Annotated in this window: 10 protein-coding genes; 4 read left to right on the top strand and 6 right to left on the bottom strand. The window is 64.2% G+C overall.

The genetic code is table 11. The features are described 5' to 3' along the window. The first annotated feature begins 1 nt into the window (after position 1). From XI08_RS26850 to XI08_RS26840, 3 genes are read left to right on the top strand one after another with little or no spacing between them, the layout of a single operon-like run. Positions 2-2,554: a hypothetical protein gene (locus XI08_RS26850; protein WP_271576660.1), complete on the top strand. Its 2,553-nt coding sequence runs from the start codon at positions 2-4 to the stop codon at positions 2,552-2,554. Then, entirely contained in the window at positions 2,551-4,641 is a 2,091-nt protein-coding gene (locus XI08_RS26845) for a hypothetical protein (protein ID WP_271576659.1), read from the top strand. Before XI08_RS26850 ends, XI08_RS26845 begins: the two co-directional genes overlap by 4 nt. Continuing rightward, entirely contained in the window at positions 4,634-10,501 is a 5,868-nt protein-coding gene (locus tag XI08_RS26840) for a DEAD/DEAH box helicase (protein ID WP_271576658.1), read from the top strand. The genes XI08_RS26845 and XI08_RS26840 overlap by 8 nt, the downstream gene beginning before the upstream one ends. Here XI08_RS26840 and XI08_RS26835 read toward each other — a convergent pair. After that, the gene (locus XI08_RS26835; RefSeq protein ID WP_271576767.1) at positions 10,476-10,949 is read right to left on the bottom strand and encodes a very short patch repair endonuclease; all 474 of its coding nucleotides are present in this window, start codon (positions 10,947-10,949) and stop codon (positions 10,476-10,478) included. The genes XI08_RS26840 and XI08_RS26835 overlap by 26 nt on opposite strands. Positions 10,950-11,242: 293 nt before the next feature. After that, the gene (locus XI08_RS26830; RefSeq protein WP_271576657.1) at positions 11,243-11,626 is read right to left on the bottom strand and encodes a hypothetical protein; all 384 of its coding nucleotides are present in this window, start codon (positions 11,624-11,626) and stop codon (positions 11,243-11,245) included. A gap of 171 nt (positions 11,627-11,797) precedes the next feature. Between XI08_RS26830 and XI08_RS26825 the strand changes: the two genes are divergently transcribed. After that, entirely contained in the window at positions 11,798-11,923 is a 126-nt protein-coding gene (locus XI08_RS26825) for a hypothetical protein (protein ID WP_271576656.1), read from the top strand. 1 nt (position 11,924) lies between these two features. Here the strand turns inward: XI08_RS26825 and XI08_RS26820 are convergent, their stop codons facing one another. The 4 genes from XI08_RS26820 to XI08_RS26805 all read right to left on the bottom strand — a co-directional run bounded on the left by XI08_RS26820 (position 11,925) and on the right by XI08_RS26805 (position 16,187). Beyond that, positions 11,925-12,485 carry a hypothetical protein gene (locus tag XI08_RS26820; RefSeq protein WP_271576655.1) on the bottom strand — a complete coding sequence of 187 codons (561 nt, stop codon included), beginning with the start codon at positions 12,483-12,485 and terminating at the stop codon, positions 11,925-11,927. 195 nt (positions 12,486-12,680) lie between these two features. Continuing rightward, positions 12,681-13,196 carry a Mov34/MPN/PAD-1 family protein gene (locus tag XI08_RS26815; RefSeq protein ID WP_271576654.1) on the bottom strand — a complete coding sequence of 172 codons (516 nt, stop codon included), beginning with the start codon at positions 13,194-13,196 and terminating at the stop codon, positions 12,681-12,683. Then, complete coding sequence (locus XI08_RS26810; RefSeq protein ID WP_271576653.1) at positions 13,193-14,977, bottom strand: ThiF family adenylyltransferase; 1,785 nt, start codon at positions 14,975-14,977, stop codon at positions 13,193-13,195. The genes XI08_RS26815 and XI08_RS26810 overlap by 4 nt, the downstream gene beginning before the upstream one ends. Next, the gene (locus tag XI08_RS26805; RefSeq protein WP_271576652.1) at positions 14,970-16,187 is read right to left on the bottom strand and encodes a nucleotidyltransferase domain-containing protein; all 1,218 of its coding nucleotides are present in this window, start codon (positions 16,185-16,187) and stop codon (positions 14,970-14,972) included. Before XI08_RS26805 ends, XI08_RS26810 begins: the two co-directional genes overlap by 8 nt. Positions 16,188-16,192 lie beyond the last annotated feature (5 nt).

Below are 16,192 nucleotides of genomic sequence, written 5' to 3'. Positions count from 1 at the left end.
GATGCGCGAAGATCTGCCCACCAGCCTGGCCGATTGGGAAGACGCGCTGACGCGGCGCTTCTTGACCGCGGCGGGCGAAGGTGTCGGTCCGATCAGGTCTTTCGATATTAGTCCGGAAACGCTCGCAATGGCGGCAGGCTTGGACGCTTCCGCCGGCGTTCGAGCGGTATCGTCGTTCAAAAAAGCACTGCTGGCCGACTGGAGCCTATACTCCGCCCTGGAGGACGGCAGTTTCGACAGAAAGCTCGCGCCCAACTGCCCCGGCTGCTTTGCGTACCTTGCGTTGACGATCTTCGTCGACAGCCAGCGGGACGGCGTTGGGGCCGCCGAATTCAGGCCGAAGCTCGCCGCGTTCCTCGGCGTAGACAGATCCTTCTCGAAACTCACCGGCGTCGCCACAATGTGGAGGTCGCTGCGGGATTGGCTCGCGCGGCAGGTGAAGGCGGGAAAGCCTTTCCGAAAGCTCGTTCTGCCCGATGAGGACGGCTGGGTTCAGATCGGTTACACCTTGCGGCTCTCGTTTCCGTCGCGACGCGACCGCACGTTCCTAGGCCACTTCTTCGACGATAATCCTGGCATCGCGTCCGACGAGAAGGCGATGCTGGCGAGCCTGCGAAATGCAGTCGACCGCTCGAACGCGTCGAAAGGCCTTCACGACGCCTTCGACGAATTCTACGCCGCTTACGGGCAGGATCAGCGTTCGCTTGCAGACCACCGATTTTGGAAGCTGGTGCTGTCGGTCGCGTCCGCGCGGAATGTGCAGATGCCGATTGACGCCTCTTTGGAGGTCTATCCCGACGAAGATGGTCTGCTTAACTTCAGGGTCGACGTCGCCGACAAGTCAGATCTCGCGAGCGTGCATGCGACGCTGCAATCGGCCGTCGCGGCGGTCGCAAGGCTCGGCCCGTCCAACCTGCAGAAAGTGGCGGATGTCGGATATATCGTCTTCAAGCGCATCGGCACGTCCCGATGGAGCGCCGTGCCCAGGTTTTCCGATTGCCGCGGCGAAGTGAAGGTCGGTCTCTGCAATCGTCTCACGGCGGCGGTCGGCACGAAGCTAGGCGCGCTTCGGCTCAGCGGCGACTGGAGCCTGACCGTCGATCCGGTCTCCATAGCACGGGCGGAAGACGCGCTCCGTCGGCTGCTTGCGAAAGGTGAATTTGCGCAAATCATTTCCAGCGTGGCGGTGGTCGGAGGCGTACGTACGGATCACCACTGGCTCGGTCGTCGTTCGGTCCTGCCGATGATCGTGACCGATCTCGGTTTGCCTACGATCGTAGCCGAAGGAGAGGACGATGCTCCGGCGCTTGTCTGCAAGGAGATCGAGCCGAACAGGTACGCGATCAAGTCGCGGCGCCCGGTCGGCGGCGCGTTCGAGCTCAGGAGCTCCGCGAGCACTGCGGCGCGGCTTCGTTTCGTGGCGGACGCGTTTGTGCACGATGGCCAAAGGCCCGCCAATCTTGTCGACGCGCCCGAGTGGAACGACAGCGTCAAAATGCTCGGGCGGTCGGCCGAGCCGCCCCAAAATTGGGACCCCGTTCCGGAAGCGCTCGACGACCTTCTCGAAGCTGTCTACGCCGGCGGGCGCAGAGGCTGGGCGGAAATCGACCTGATCCCGTTGCTGGAGCGGATCCTTCCAGCCGACATGAGCCAATGGGACTTCCTGCGCAGCCTGCAGGACGCCACGGTCCTGACGCCGCTCCTGCGGGCGCGTTATCGCGGCCGCACATGGGTTCTGGGCCAGGCGTCGTTGGTGCCGCTTCGATCTCGCGCCCAACAATTCGTCTTGACGGACGGTTGCGTCCCAGCGCTTCAGCGTCGCGATTTCGAGCAGGCCGTCAAGGCGCTCGGCGGCCGCGTCTTCAGACGAATGTCGTCGCCGTGGAGCGTCCCCCTGATGGGCGCCACCGGCGTTCCGATCGAAAAGTTGCGCCGGCAGCTCGATTGGCCGCTCAAATTACCGACGATGCCGGGACGGCGTCCCGCCGCGTTCGATGACGATCCGCAGCGGCGACTGGAGGCCTATCGACGAGAATACGTCTGGTCGTGGGACGCGGGCCGTTTCGCCTTCGAAAGCGCTCCCTCCCGCGTCCGGCTCGCGCGTTGGGTTCATCTCGGAGGACGCGATCACGATGTCTACGTGGTCTCCGCGGCCGGCCGTGATCGGATGTTCGTGTCTCGCTGCGGCGCCATCGTCGACGCGCACATGCAGGCCGGCAAGGCAATGTACCGCTTCGAGACGGATCGGTTGATCCGCACCGGGCGCGACGGCTTTCTGCCCGACCAGATCGCGCATTGGCTGCGGTATGAAAATTTGGCCAATCCGCAACCGGCGGCGTCCGGCGGCTACGCATATGAGGCAAGTCGTAGCCAGGCGGCGATGATCGCGAAGCTTCTGCCTGGCGCCATAGACGAGGGGGAAACCCTTCGTCCGTCCTGGGACGCCGTGGCCTCGGCGAGGCGCAGCAAGTTCGCCGAACGATTGATCTTCACGGACGGGCGCATCGCCTCAGGCAGGACGCCGTACGATACGACGCAACGGAGCAACGCATGAGCGCGAGCAACACATTCGTGGTCGGACAATGCACGCGCGTGCGCGACAACGTCTTCATGAAGGCGCGCGCGCAATCGGTCGATGGCGTCATGCGGGATCTCACCCACACGGCACAGGCGGAATTTCCGCCGGAAGGAGAAATCGAACTACGCGGCGCGCGAGCCTTTCTTAAGCAGGACGATTGGGCGATCGCCAAGCCCGTGCTCGACGGACCGCCTAGGCGGCAGCGTTGGGTGTCGCCTACCGCGAGGAAGCTTCTTCCGTTCGAAGATCTCAGCGGCATGGCCGGATCCGAGGCGGCGCGCAGGCTTCTGGTCGAAACCGGCTTGCAGGACAATTTCGTAGGCGAAAAGATCTACCGCATCGGCGCTGACGAGATGATCATGGTGAAGATGGTCAAGTCGGATGACGGACGGACCCGCGCCACGGCGGCTGACATGGCGCGGCTTCCAGTGTACGGGTTTGACCCCGCCAAAGTTCTTGCCATTCCGACGCCCGGCGGTTCCATCTCGCTGATGGAGAAGAACCATCAGTCTCCGGAGACCAGACTCGCGAATTGGATGAGCGACGCGCAATACGTCGAGCAGATCGTCCGGTCGGCGCTCGCCGGCGACGGCGACGAGCAGAAGGCGCGGGCGGCGATCGGGGCGACGCTGCTGGCGCACGCAGGCAGGCTCGAAAACCTGCTCTCCGGATCCGGGGAGCCCGATCCCGAGGTGTTGCGGGAGATCTCGCGATCCCGGCGCCTGGGCGAGATCGTGACCTCCCGGCCGGCGCTTGTCGCCGACTTCATGCAGGTTCTCCAGCAGGATCCTTCGATCAGAGCGCGCATCGATGAGGAGATCGCTCGATTGACGTCCGGCGCCGTCGAGGCCAAGCGCGCGGCGCTGACCGCCGAGCTGACAGCTTCGATGGAGGCGGAGTTCGCGGCCGTAAGGCGCGAACGCGGCGCGAAGCTCGAGGCGGAGCTGCGTGACCTTGAGACCTCCAGCTTGCAGGACTTGCAGGCGAGGCTGGATGCGCAGCAGGGCACGGCGCTGTCGGGCCTGGAGATGAAGAGATCGAGCCTCGAGAAGGCCGTCGAGGAGCTGCAGAAGTCGCGCGACGCGCTGCACGAGGCGAACCGCGCCAAAGCCGGCGAGATCGATGCGATCAACGCCGACATCACCCGGCTGTCCCTGGAGGCCGTGGATCGCAAGGAGGACGTCGACCGTCTTCTTCGCATGGAGCAGGTGCTTCGGGAGGCGGGCGACCGCGCAAGCGCTCCGCCGGCAAGGCCGCTCATTCCGCTCGCAAGCGCTTCGCCCTCCGCGCGCCCGCTTGCAGTCGGCGGGATCTCGGATTGGCTCAAGAAGTCGCAATTGCTCACCGATGCTGGCCAGCGGGGCGTCGCGCGCGTCGCGACCTTGGTCCTGAGCGGCGGTTTGCCCGTCATCGACGGTCCCGAGGCGGACGATGTAATCGATATCCTGTCGTCGATGCTGGCCGGGGGCGCCATCACCACGCTCGATTGCGATCCGACAGTGATCAGCTACGACGACCTTTGGCGCCGCCCGGGGAGCGGCGAACCGACGGCGCTCGGGCAGGCGCTCTCCGACGCGCGTGAGACTTCCGCCGTCCGGCTTTGCGCGATCCGCCGTGCCGATCTCGCTCCCTCGCAATTCTGGATCGACACGCTGCGGCGCGCCGGCAAGCAAAGGAGCTTTCCGAAGGGCTTCCTTCTTTGCGTCACGCGCGGAGGCGAAGATGAGGCCGAGGCCGCAGGTTCGCCCCCGTCCTTCCGCGCGGAGGGATGGCTCGAACGGAGCGCAGGCGTGGCGGCCTTGGCGTCAACCGGCGACGAGAGTTTCCAGCGCGTCATTGAAGCTTCCGACGTCGCCGCAGACCCGCCGGCTGCATTGGCGCTGATCGGGTCCGCGCGCGTGTCGATCATCAATGCCAAGTGGCTGGCCGAATTCGTTCCGACGGCCAAAGCGGCACTGAAAGGCGATGCGGGCGCGTTCTCGAAGGAAATCCTGGATTCCGTCTCTGGCGACGCGAAACCCAATCTCAAACTGATCGACAATGGAGGACCGTCGCGTGCTTGACCCGATCGGCGGCTTCGAACGCATCAAGGACTTCTTCATTTCCTACGTCGAGACCGCCTTCCGCATCTCGAACGAGGAAACCGCGGCGGGCCGGCGCGAGCTGCTGGAGTCGGAAGGCGCGCTCGCTACGGCGCCGTTCATCGAGCCCGTTCCGCGATATCGTCAGTACGCCGATCCGCTGGAGAAGGTGATCGAAGATCCGCGTCTCGGCCATCTGTCGCAAGCAGGGCGCGAGGCCTTCGTAGAACTCGCCCTGTCGGGCCTGTTCGACGGCAAGGACGCCGATGGTCCGATCAAGCGAAAATCGACCTACAACCCCTACATCCATCAAGTCGAGATGCTGTTCCGGGGATCGAAGCCCGGGAAGCCGGGCATCGTCACCTCTGGAACCGGTTCGGGCAAGACCGAAAGCTTCATGCTGCCGATCCTCGCCACCATCGCAAACGAGGCGGTCAAGTGGCCGGCACCCGGACAGGGCTTCCTCCAGGAGAAGTGGTGGGCCGGCGGTGACAACTTCGTGCAGATGCGCCGGCACGAGAGCCAGCAGCGGCCAAAGGCGCTGCGCGCCATCGTCCTTTACCCGATGAACGCCTTGGTCGACGACCAGATGGTGCGTCTTCGGCGGACGTTGGATTCCGACGAAGCGCGCGCGGTGATGGACAAGCGATTCGCCGGGAACAGGATCTTCTTCGGACAGTACACGAGCGCGACCCCGGTCACCGGCTACGAGAAGCATCCGCGGAAGTCACAGGACAAGGCGGAGAAGGCGAGGCGTGCGAGGCGCGGGGAGCAACTCCGTGAGGACATGCGCCGGTTCGAAAGCGACCAGGACGCCGCCCGCGAGCACGATCGGGAGGAACGCCGAAAGGCCGCGGCCTCGGGCAAGAAGGTGCCGGAAGCGACGCGCTTCATTTTTCCGTCCGTGGACGGCGGCGAGATGGTGAGCCGCTGGGACATGCATCGCGCGCCGCCGGACATTCTCGTCACCAACGCCTCCATGCTGGGGACAATGCTGTCGCGAGAGGTCGAGGACAAGGTCTTCGAAGCGACGCGTGAGTGGCTGGCGAACGATCCGGACGCGTATCTGTTCTTCGTCGTGGACGAACTCCATCTCGTTCGCGGGTCTGCCGGCACGGAAGTGTCGTTCCTCATCAAGTCGCTGCTGCAGCGCTTGGGTCTCGACGATCCGAAGAAACTCCACAAGCTTCGCATCCTAGCATCCAGCGCGTCGCTGCCGCTGGATGGCGACAACCGGGAGCGCAGCCTGCAATATCTCCGTGACCTGTTCGCGCCATATGGAACGAGCGAAGGCCCGGCCGAAGCCGGCAAGCAGGACATTGACTTCTGGCTGGACTGCGTGGTGCCCGGAGAGCCGCACCTCGATCAGGTCACGCTGACGACGCTGCCGACCACGCCTTTCGAGATGCTCGTGGACGCCTCGGACCCGGAGGGCGTGCGGCTCGTCCGGGACGTCATGCCGACGAAGGAAGTGAAGGCCGCGTTGGCGTCCGTCGCGGCAGCCATGGGCCTGGATGCCGCAGGCGCGGATTTCGTTCCCAAGCTTTCAGCGCGCGCCGCGGAGATGCTGACGAGCGCATGCATCGTCGAAGGGAATTTGCGGGCGACGGCCGTCGACGAACTCGCAGAAACGCTTTTCGGCTCCAGGACCGCCGTGAAGGCGCTTCGTGGGCTTCTGCTCGCCCGGGCGCTTCCGGAAAGCGACGGCCATGAGGCCGAAACTCCGGTGGGGTTGCCGTCTTTCCGCTTCCACGGCTTCATCCGGAACGTCGAGGGGCTGTTCGGATCCATCGATCTCGGAAACGCCGGCGCCCGCATCGCGGACCTCACGATGGAGCGCGGCGTGTCCCACGGCAAGCCGGCTCAAGGCGAGGCGAGGGGACGTCGACTTTTCGAACTTCTCTACTGCGAAGCCTGCGGTGAGCTCTTGCTGGGCGGGCAGCGCGGATCCTCCTCCGGGAGCACCAAGGTCACAGAGCTTCTGCCTTCTGCGGCGAATCTGGAGGCCATCCCGGAGAAGACCGGATCCGAATACTACGACAAGATGACTTGGGAGCAGTTCGCGGTGTTCTGGCCCAAGACTGCGGAGCCCCGGACGTCGGAGCGCGGCTACGACCGCTGGGACAGGGCGTCGTTGGATCCGACATCCGGAGCCGTCACCGAGCGCGACGACGTACCGGCCGGCCATATCGGCGGCTACGTCTATTTCCAGACCGACGACGCGATGCAGAACGCCAAGGGAAAGCAGGTCCGGCTTAGGATGGCGCAGCCGTTCTGCTGCCCGAAGTGCGGCACGGACTATTCCCTCAGAAAGCGCACCGGGCGCGCCAACTCTCCGATCCGCGCGTTCAGGACGGGCGTCGGCAAGGCCTCGCAGATGGTCGCGACCGAGCTGTTCGAGTTGCTGCACGCGATCGGCGCTCAGGCGAAGAGCATCGTGTTCTCCGACAGCCGCCAGGACGCCGCCAACCAGTCTCTGGAAATCGAGCGGTTGCATCTTCGCGACCTTCGCCGAGAAATATTGGTGACGGCCGCGCGGGAGTGCCTGGCGGAGGCGCAGGCGAAGTACGTCAGCGATGACGAAAGGCAGCGGCTTCTCGTCGAGCTCAAGGGCGACATGAAGGCCATGATGGCGCGAATGGCCGAGTGGACCAAGATCGACGACGAGCTCAAGGACATCGATCTCGGCTCCAGGAAAATCCGTCTAGACTATCTCCTGCAGTACGGCAGCCGCGGCGACGCGCTTTCGCGCATCACCGCCGAGTTCGTCGGGCTCGGCATCCATCCGTTCGACGAGGTCGGGCGGGAGGAGTTCGACGACAAGCCGTGGTGGAATGCCTTCGTCCGCTCCGGCGGCGTAAGCCGTTTTTCTCCGGACCTGGCGGCCGATCAGCGGCTCGATCTCGAGAAGAAGATCATGGAGAACCAGTACGAACTGGTCGAGGACGTCATCTTCGCCAATACGTTCTTCGCCTTGGAGGAGACGGGGCTCGCGTACCCTTCGTTGTCGCGCGAGTCGACGGACGATTCCCGGAAGCTCGATGCCTGGCTGCGGGTGTTCGCGAGCGCCACCAGGGTCCGGGAGGGCAAATTTTTCGACCGCCACGACTTCCAGACCTGGGACAAGCCGAGCGTCGTGCCGCAGAGGAACAGGGTCCGGCGGTTCGCCAACAAGGTCTTCGGGGCGTCGGTGGACGCAGGCTTGAAGCAGGTTCTCGACGATCTCGCCGCGATCGGGCACAAGGGCGGGGTCATCGAAATCGGAAAGCTCCATCTGCGCGTCGCGGAGGCCGGCGATCCGTTCTGGCGATGCGAATCCTGCGAACGCGTCCACCTTCACAGGGGCGAGCAGATCTGCACGCGCTGTTATCTTCCGTTGCCATACACGCAGACCGGAACCGTCGAGAGCTTGTGGGATTCGAACTTTCTCGGCCGGCGCATCGTCCGCGGCAGCGGCCAGGGCATCAAGCGCTTCCGCCTGAAATGCGAGGAGCTGAGCGGACAGACCGAGGATTTCTCCGATCGCCTGCGTCGCTTCAAGGACATCTTCGTCGGGCAGACCAACGAGGTCGGGCGGCTCGCCGAAGAAATCGACATGCTGTCGGTGACCACCACGATGGAGGTGGGCATCGACATCGGGTCGCTGCAGACGGTCTACCAGGCGAACATGCCGCCGCAGCGGTTCAACTATCAGCAGCGCGTTGGCCGCGCGGGCCGCCGCGGCCAGGCGTTCTCCTTCGTCACGACCTTCTGCCGCGGTCGCAGCCACGACGCCTTCTACTTCCGACATCCGGAATCGATCACCGGCGACGCGCCGCCGCCTCCGTTCCTTGCGGTGGACCACGACCCGATCCCGCACAGGCTCCTTCGAAAGGTCTGGCTGCGTGGCGCCTTCGCCGTGGTTAGGGACGACTGCATAACCCGCGGCGAGCCTTTCCCGGGCGACGATCTCGTGCCGCCCGATGTGCACGGAGAGTACGTTCCCACCGGGCCCTTCTACGAGGCCGGCTCGTTGTGGCCGGACCGGCTGCTGCAGGGCTTGCGCCAGACGCAGGAGATACGGGACGGGTTCGTGAACTCCGCGGTGCTCGATGCGGCTCAACGGAAGAGGCTTCTCGCCGAGGCGACGCCGGAGAATCTCATCGCCGAGATCATGTCGAAGAGGGAGGCGGCCCCACGCGACAGCGCGGGCCTGGCGCAATTCCTGGCCGAGCAGGGCCTATTGCCCATGTACGGAATGCCGACGCGCGTGCGCGAGCTTTACCTGAAGATGCGCACCAAAGGGGCGGGCTCCGAGGAAGAGCTGTCGTGGCTGTCGATGGACCGCGATCTCGACATGGCGATCTTCGAATTCGCGCCCGGCAGCATGCTCGTCAAGGACAAGCAGAAGCACAAGGTCGTCGGCTTCACCGGCAATCTCATCGATCCCGAAAGGCGGGGAAACAAGATCGTCGTCCATCCGCCGATGACCAGTTGGATCAGCGAGTACGGGTACGTGGGATCGTGCCTTGCATGCGGCGCCGCCACTCATGAGCGCGAGGCTCCAGCCGGCGCCGTGCGGTGCGACGACTGCCACGGCGACCTGCTTCCAGCCGACTTCCGTCACTACGTCTCTCCGACGGCGTTCAGGACCGACTTCAGGCCGGAGGCCGGCGACCTCGACGAGATCGGCATCATGTCCACCAGGACCGTCGCGACGGTCGCCCGCGAGGGCAAACCGCAGGACGTCGGCAGCATCCGGATCCACGCTGGCGCCGGCACGACCATCATGCAATTGAACGACGGCCGCCCGAACGAGCTGGGCGAGCAGGAGCTCTTTACCGTCGACATCATGACCGACCAGGAGGTGGTTCAATTCCGGAAGAGCCTGCAATTGCCGATGCAGGCGATCGACCAGGAAGTCTCCATCGACCGCAAGAACATGCGTTTCCTGAAGACCGACGACGGCGTGGGTCAGTTCGGGCTTTTCGCGAGGAAGGCCACCGACGCCGTCTTCGTCGAGGCGATGAAGTTCAACCAGCGGCTCAACATCGACCTCGTCGCGAAGGCCGGCGAACGAACGCACATCGCCGCGAGGGCGGCGGCCATCAGCGCGACGCATCTTCTGGTGCAGAAGGCCGCGCTCGAGCTCGACGTGGCGCCCGACGAGTTCGAAGCTCTAGAGCCGCGGCTGCGCCACGGTCGGCCGCTGCTGCAGATCGCCGATACGCTGATCAACGGTTCCGGACTTTGCCGTCGGCTTTGCCAGGCCGACGCCGGGGGACGTCCCGACATCGCGCGCATGATCGAGGAGATACTGACCGCGAAGAACGAGTGGCCGCTGGTAGACTTCATGGACGCCGACCACGAAGCGCAGTGCAACACGTCCTGTTACATGTGCATCCAGCAGTACCAGAACCGACGGTATCATCCGCTGCTGGACTGGCGGCTCGGCTTGGCCTACCTGCGCGCGATGACGGATCCCGGCTTTCAGTGCGGCCTCGATGGGGATTTCGCTACTCATCCCGAGCTCAAGGGCTGGCTGCAGAAGGCGCACGCGTTGGCGGAATCGGTCGCTTCGATGCGGCCTCGGTTCTGGCGCGCGGAGCGGGCGGGATCGATGGAGTTGCCATGTCTCGTCGAGACCGATGGGAAACAGCGCGTCCATCGGCGTCTGATCGTCATCCATCCGCTTTGGCGCGCGGATCCGACCCTGCTAACTCGGCTGGGCGTCGCGTCCGCCGGCGTCCGCACGTTGCCGATCGACACGTTCGATCTAGAACGTCGGCCGCTGCGCGCGCTCGAAATGGCCGGCGAAAGGCCGCCGGCACCGCCCTTCATGGTGAACGCCGCCGCCGGGTAGTGTCGGCGGCGACGAACAGACGCCGGAGGATCCTGTCCAGCTTGGCCGGATCTTTCGCTTGGCATTCCCAGATCACGGCGCATCGCCATCCCGATCTTCTTAGAAGCCGGCGGGTCGCCTTGTCGCGTTGCGCGTTGCGCTGAAGTTTCTTCGTCCAATAATCGGCGTTCGTCTTAGGCAGCCGGGCCCGGTGGCAGTGGTGGCGATGCCAGAAGCATCCGTGTACGAAAAGCGCCGTCTTCCACCGTCGAAAGACCAGATCCGGCTTGCCGGGGAGGGCGGAGCCATGAAGCCGAAAGCGTAGCCCCAAGGCATGCGCCGCCTTTCGCACGACGATCTCCGGCTTCGTGTTCTTGGACTGGATCTGCGCCATCGTCCACGAACGGAGCGACGAATAGCTCTCCTTCGGCCTGCCCGGGCTCGCCGCAGCCGACCTCTTGGCCTTCAGGTGAGGCCGTTTTGAACGTGCTCGGACAGGTGCTCTGCGGTGGACTGCCATTGGTCCTCGTCATAGCCGCCTGCGAAGGCGCTTTCGAGGCCGCCCCCAAGGACGTACCCTAACGCTTCTGCAATCGTTGCGACTACTTGTCCCAGATAGTGTTCTGCGTTCCGTGCACCGACCTTTCGGAGCAAAGTACGTCTCCTGATTGATTGTGCTGGCACGACGGCAAGAAGGAATACGCCCAGTTCACGGAAGTACGAGATCATAGAGAAGTCGAAAGGCTCGAAGAAGTAAGGTTTCTACTCCTTCCCGCAAATCTTGGACAAGTTCTCAGCTGCCTGCCGTACCGTCAGTTCATGTTGTAGAGCCTCGGCAATGACCGCCGAGGGCACTCGCTCGACGACAACGAAGCTTTCGGTGATTGCCCCCTTAGCCTTGTCCAGCACCCAGCTTGGGACCTTTGATAGGTCGGAACCGTGGCTGGGCGTACCGTCCTGATTAACGACGGCGATCTCTTGCCCTTTAAGTTGGATGTGGCTGTGCTTCTGCATCCCCGTCGTATGCGGATTATCGACACGCACGCTCCACTTGTTGTCTATTGGGTATTGCCTGCCCTCGGGCAGAAATTCCGCCGCTCGTTGCGCCGCAACGGCATCGTCGGTTCTGAAATAAATGAAATCCATTGTCCCACGCTCCACGTTGACATCGACCCGGATGCTATATTGTTTCCATATGGCCCCAAACTCCTATCAGCTTCGGGAGCATCGGCGTCCGTTACTGCGGTCGTTGCCATCGAGTGCCTGACCAGCCCACGGGGCCGCCGTCGAAAGACGAAGGGTGACGTGGAGCGCCTTATGCAGCGGATCGCGTTCATGACGGGCTACACGTTCACGGGTATCAACTGGAAAAAGGGCTTGGCTCATTTCACCAAGCCGAATGGACAGTTGCACATTGTCCCCGTCGGCGGCGCGCGTGCATAGCTCAAAAAGCGCCCATCAGCCTTCCGGCACCCCGCGCCAGGCCATCGACCTGATCCTGTGTGAGCACGTAGCGCGCCTCATACCGGAGGCCGCTCTTCTCAGTGTCGGACGCCTTGCAGATCATCATCCCGGCCTGCGGCGAGACTTCCCGCTTGACCAACGCTGCGAGGGCCGGGTGTCCCTTGCCTGACCGCGCCGTGCGGAAAAGGGAAGCATCGGCCAGCTGATCGCCGAGCACTATCCAGCCGTGTCCGTCCCACGACGGGTCTGATTGGCTGAAGCGCTTGCCGTCCAGCTCGCCATCCTCTCCGAAAACGCGGACATGGTCGGCGTATAGCGATCCGACCACAACATACGCTTTCTGCTTCACGTTCTTCTCCAGCAAAACGGAATGGAGGGAGCTCATGGCCAGGCATGCGGCGGGGATCGGCGGGAAGTGCTTTAGCAGATCGGTACCGGTCGCGGCGAGCGCAGCACGATCAGCATCACTCAGCGAATACGCGGCATATGCCTCAGCTTCTTCAGGCGAGAATGAAACTGCGATGAGTGTCTTGATGTCCAATCGTTTTCCCCTCGCTGCCAGTTGACAGCCGGGCGGATGCTATACTGCTTTCGTGGAATCTATCTACAAGTTTGTCGTCAAGCAGCTGGACGACTACCGCTCCAACACCATCTTGATCACCGAGGGCCACGACTTTTCGTGATAAGAGACGCTGCGCATGGCTTTCGATAGGGGGCGTACTTTGCTCGGCAGCCGTCAACATTCGCATCGACGCGCAAGTTGCTCCGTTGCTGGCAATGCGCGGGAGCATGCTCGGAGAACATGAACGTTCGATGCGTCACAGACGGAGACGAACAGGCCCCCGGGGGAAGGCGCCCGCCCGATTATCGCCATTACGAAGCCGTTCAGCGCATGCTGCGAGCGCCGCACGCAATCAGTGATGTTGCGGGTATCGACACGCGAAGGAGTCGGGACATCTTCGGGATGAGTGTGCCAGCATCCGACGAAGTGCAGGTTGCGGGAAAACATCTCGTCGATCTCGCGCTGCTCGGCCCGCTCGTCGGGCCAGTACGAATAACGGCTGCGACTGTCGGTTCGACGCGGCCCGGTGATCGCACAGACCTCGACCATCGGAAGTGCGAGACGGGCGAACAGGAGGCCGCCGGCCTCGCGATGCCAGAAGCGGGTCTGCCGGTGTCGGTCGAAGTGGGAGAGTACGGCATCGTCGAATGAGAGCCGCTGTCCCGACAGCCCGATGTCGAACGAGATCACGCCGCGAGAATCCTCGCGCTGCGGCCCCACCGGCGCTCCACGATTGTGGCGCCATCGAGCGCGTTCGGCGCGATCGCACGCAATTCGTCGCTCCACGTGCCGCCGGCGGCTTCCACTGCCGCGCGCCTAGCGAGCCAGATGCGATGCGTTCCGGACCGGACCTGGCCGAGAAGTGCGTCGAGCGCGGCCTGTGCGACCATGGAAGTGACGAAGCCAAGTTCGACCGGACCGTAGGGATCGAATGCCGCTCCGCATGCCGGTTCGTACCGACGAGGATCCTGTGCCCATCTAACGGCGACCAGATGGGGACTGCCGTAGGCGTCGAGATCTGCGCGAAGGCTGTCGCCTGGGGCAGAGATCGCGATCGCGTGGCCGGCAGCGGCATGCGGCTCAGTCCAGCCGTAGACGATCGGGACGTGGCGCCCCTGCGCGGCGTGCCACTCGTCGAGAAGAGATTCGGCCGGCCAATCGCCCATGGCCGATACAATCAGGTCGGCCTTGGCGACGGGATCGTCCCTGCGCAGCAGCAGTTCCTGCAATTCCAAGACGTTGTGCACCACCTCGACGTGGGGCAGGGCCACTCGAATCTGTTGCGCGACGGCCGGCGACTTCGGATCGTCGATGGATTGCACTCCGAGCGTATGTCTACCGACGTTGGCGCTTTTCAGAACCTGCTTGTCGACCAGGATGAATTTTCCGACGCCGGCCCGTGCGAGCGCATGCGCGACGGGCGCTCCGACCGATCCGCAGCCGAGCACGGCGACGGTCGCATCGCGCAGTCTGGGGACGCGCGCGTCGCGGTCGCGGCCATGAATCCAGGCCGGATCGACGCGCTCGACCGAATTGCGGTCGCACGGCGCGCCGCCGAACAGGCGGGCGCGGACCACGTGATCCGGAATGGCCGAAGAGCGGAAACCTGCGGAGAGCGGGTCGCGCCCGCGGACCACGGCGGGTCGGTTCACGACGGAGGTCGCGAGTGCAGGACCGGCTTCGGCAAGGGCGCCGAACAACACGAACGTTCGGGGGAGCGTCTCGAGCGCGAGTTCGTCAAGCAGATCGGCGCCGCCCCCGCGCTCGGCCAGCGCGTAGACATCCTTGGCGGACGATGGGTATTCGGAGGGTATCGGCACCCGATCGAGCCAGACGAACGCGCCGGCGCATGACTTGATCTTCGAGGCGGCCACCTTCGGGGCGGCATTGCGCAGCCAGGCGATCAGCTGATCGTCGCTCTCGGCGACGACGGTCTGACTCGCGCCCTCCCAGATGCGAATCCGACGCGAAGGCGGACCGGGATCGAGTAGCGACAGCACGGTGCGATCGCCGCCCCGTTCCGCATGATGCCAGTAGGTTAAAAATTCGGTGCGGAAATCGCTATCCAGCTCGCCGCGGATCGCGGCTTTGACCATCGTTAATGCCTCGTCGAGCAACGAAATCACGCCGTCGTAGGGGTCATCCACCGACATCGTGGTCGTATCCGGGAATAGGCAGAGGACACCGTCTTTCTCGACGTGAGGCCAGGCCAGAAAGGCCGGCCGGTCGACGAGGGCGACGCGGGCAGGCACGAACGGAAAGCCTGCGCTCACGATCACGTCGAGGCGGCGAAGTCCGCCCGGAAATTCGGCGGCGAAGCGCCAACCCTTCTCGGCGGCGCGTCCGCGATAGGCTGCCAGCTCTCTCCGGTCGAGCCTACGCGGCTGCAGACCGAGTTCCTCCCATCGCGATTCGACGGCGGCGACGGCCGCGTCGAAGCGCTCGGCGAGAGGATGGCTCGCGTTAGGCATTCCGGCGGTCCCCGTCGAGACGGGGCGGCGCGCGCCGGGCCTCGGCTTCGCTGCGGACGAGACCGGCCGTCAGCACAGCGGGCGCGCCGAGACGGGCGGCGGACCGTTTGCGCACGCGGTCTGCGATGTCTCGACCGACCCCTTTGGCGAGATAGTCCGTGATTAACTGCTTGTTGGACAGCGCGGCGATCGCGGCGAAGTCGGCGCGCGCCTGGTTGAGCCAGGAAAAGAAGGCCGTCGCCCGCTCCGGATGCTCGCTCCACTTGTCGGCGAAATTCTCGAGAGGATCGCTCGGATTGACGATGAGGTATCGGCCGTCGGGCGTGTGCTCAATGAAATCGTCCATCTTCGAGAGAATGGCGAATAGAGCCTGCGCGATCGTCTCCTCGCCCTGATACGCGTGAGCGGATAGCGTGGTCAGGATGATCGAGATCGGCTTGTCGTCGCTGCGGTCGACGAACATGATGTCGCGGTGGCGCTTCAGGATCATGATGGCCTGCTGCAGCGGGGTCCGGATCCGATAGTCCGGAATGGGCTCGGTGCCCGCGCGCACGCCTTTCTGCAGCAGCGCGTTCCGCCGCTTTTCGTAGACCGGTCCCATGCGGATCAGGAACCACTTCAGATAGCCGCGGGGATTCGATCGCTGCCAGAGCGCCGAGATGATCCGGTAGTGCGGCTGGCGGTTGTCGGTGATCGAGATCGCGGTATCGGCGAACCTTGTGTCCCGGCCGTGCGCTTTGAGAAGCTGCGTAAGCTCACCACCACTCAGCACCGCTGGCGTGACGTCGATGTGGAATTGAGCTTCTTCCGCATAGGGCTGACGCCAGCAGCGACGATGCTCTTCCAGCGGCTTATTCATATTGTGGCGGCTCGCGTAGGCTGCCATCTCGACCCTGAGCATCTGCTTGAGCTCGGCCTGCGTCTTTTCGGCCTTCGTGAGGCGACGGAACTCGCAGACGGCGTCGACGTCGTACTCGTCAGCGTCGGTCAGCGGAGGCGTCACCGTGCCGAGGCCGAACGATCCCTGCACGTGTACCTGAGGATCGTATTGCCGGATTGTGGATTCGGGGCGGTTGAGCCACTCACCGAGGGACTTGTAACGCCTCTCAGCCTGTTCGTAGCGGTGATCTGAGATCTCGAGCGACTCGGCGAGGTCCTCGAGAGCCTCTTCGGCCTGCGGTGTGATGGTGGGACGCATGTGCACGTTCATGGCGG

The organism is Bradyrhizobium sp. CCBAU 11361 (genome assembly GCF_028128935.1).
Classification (GTDB): Bacteria; Pseudomonadota; Alphaproteobacteria; order Rhizobiales; family Xanthobacteraceae; genus Bradyrhizobium; species Bradyrhizobium niftali.
Note: the sequence above shows the minus strand (reverse complement) of the source record. Positions and strands in the feature narration are given on the sequence as shown.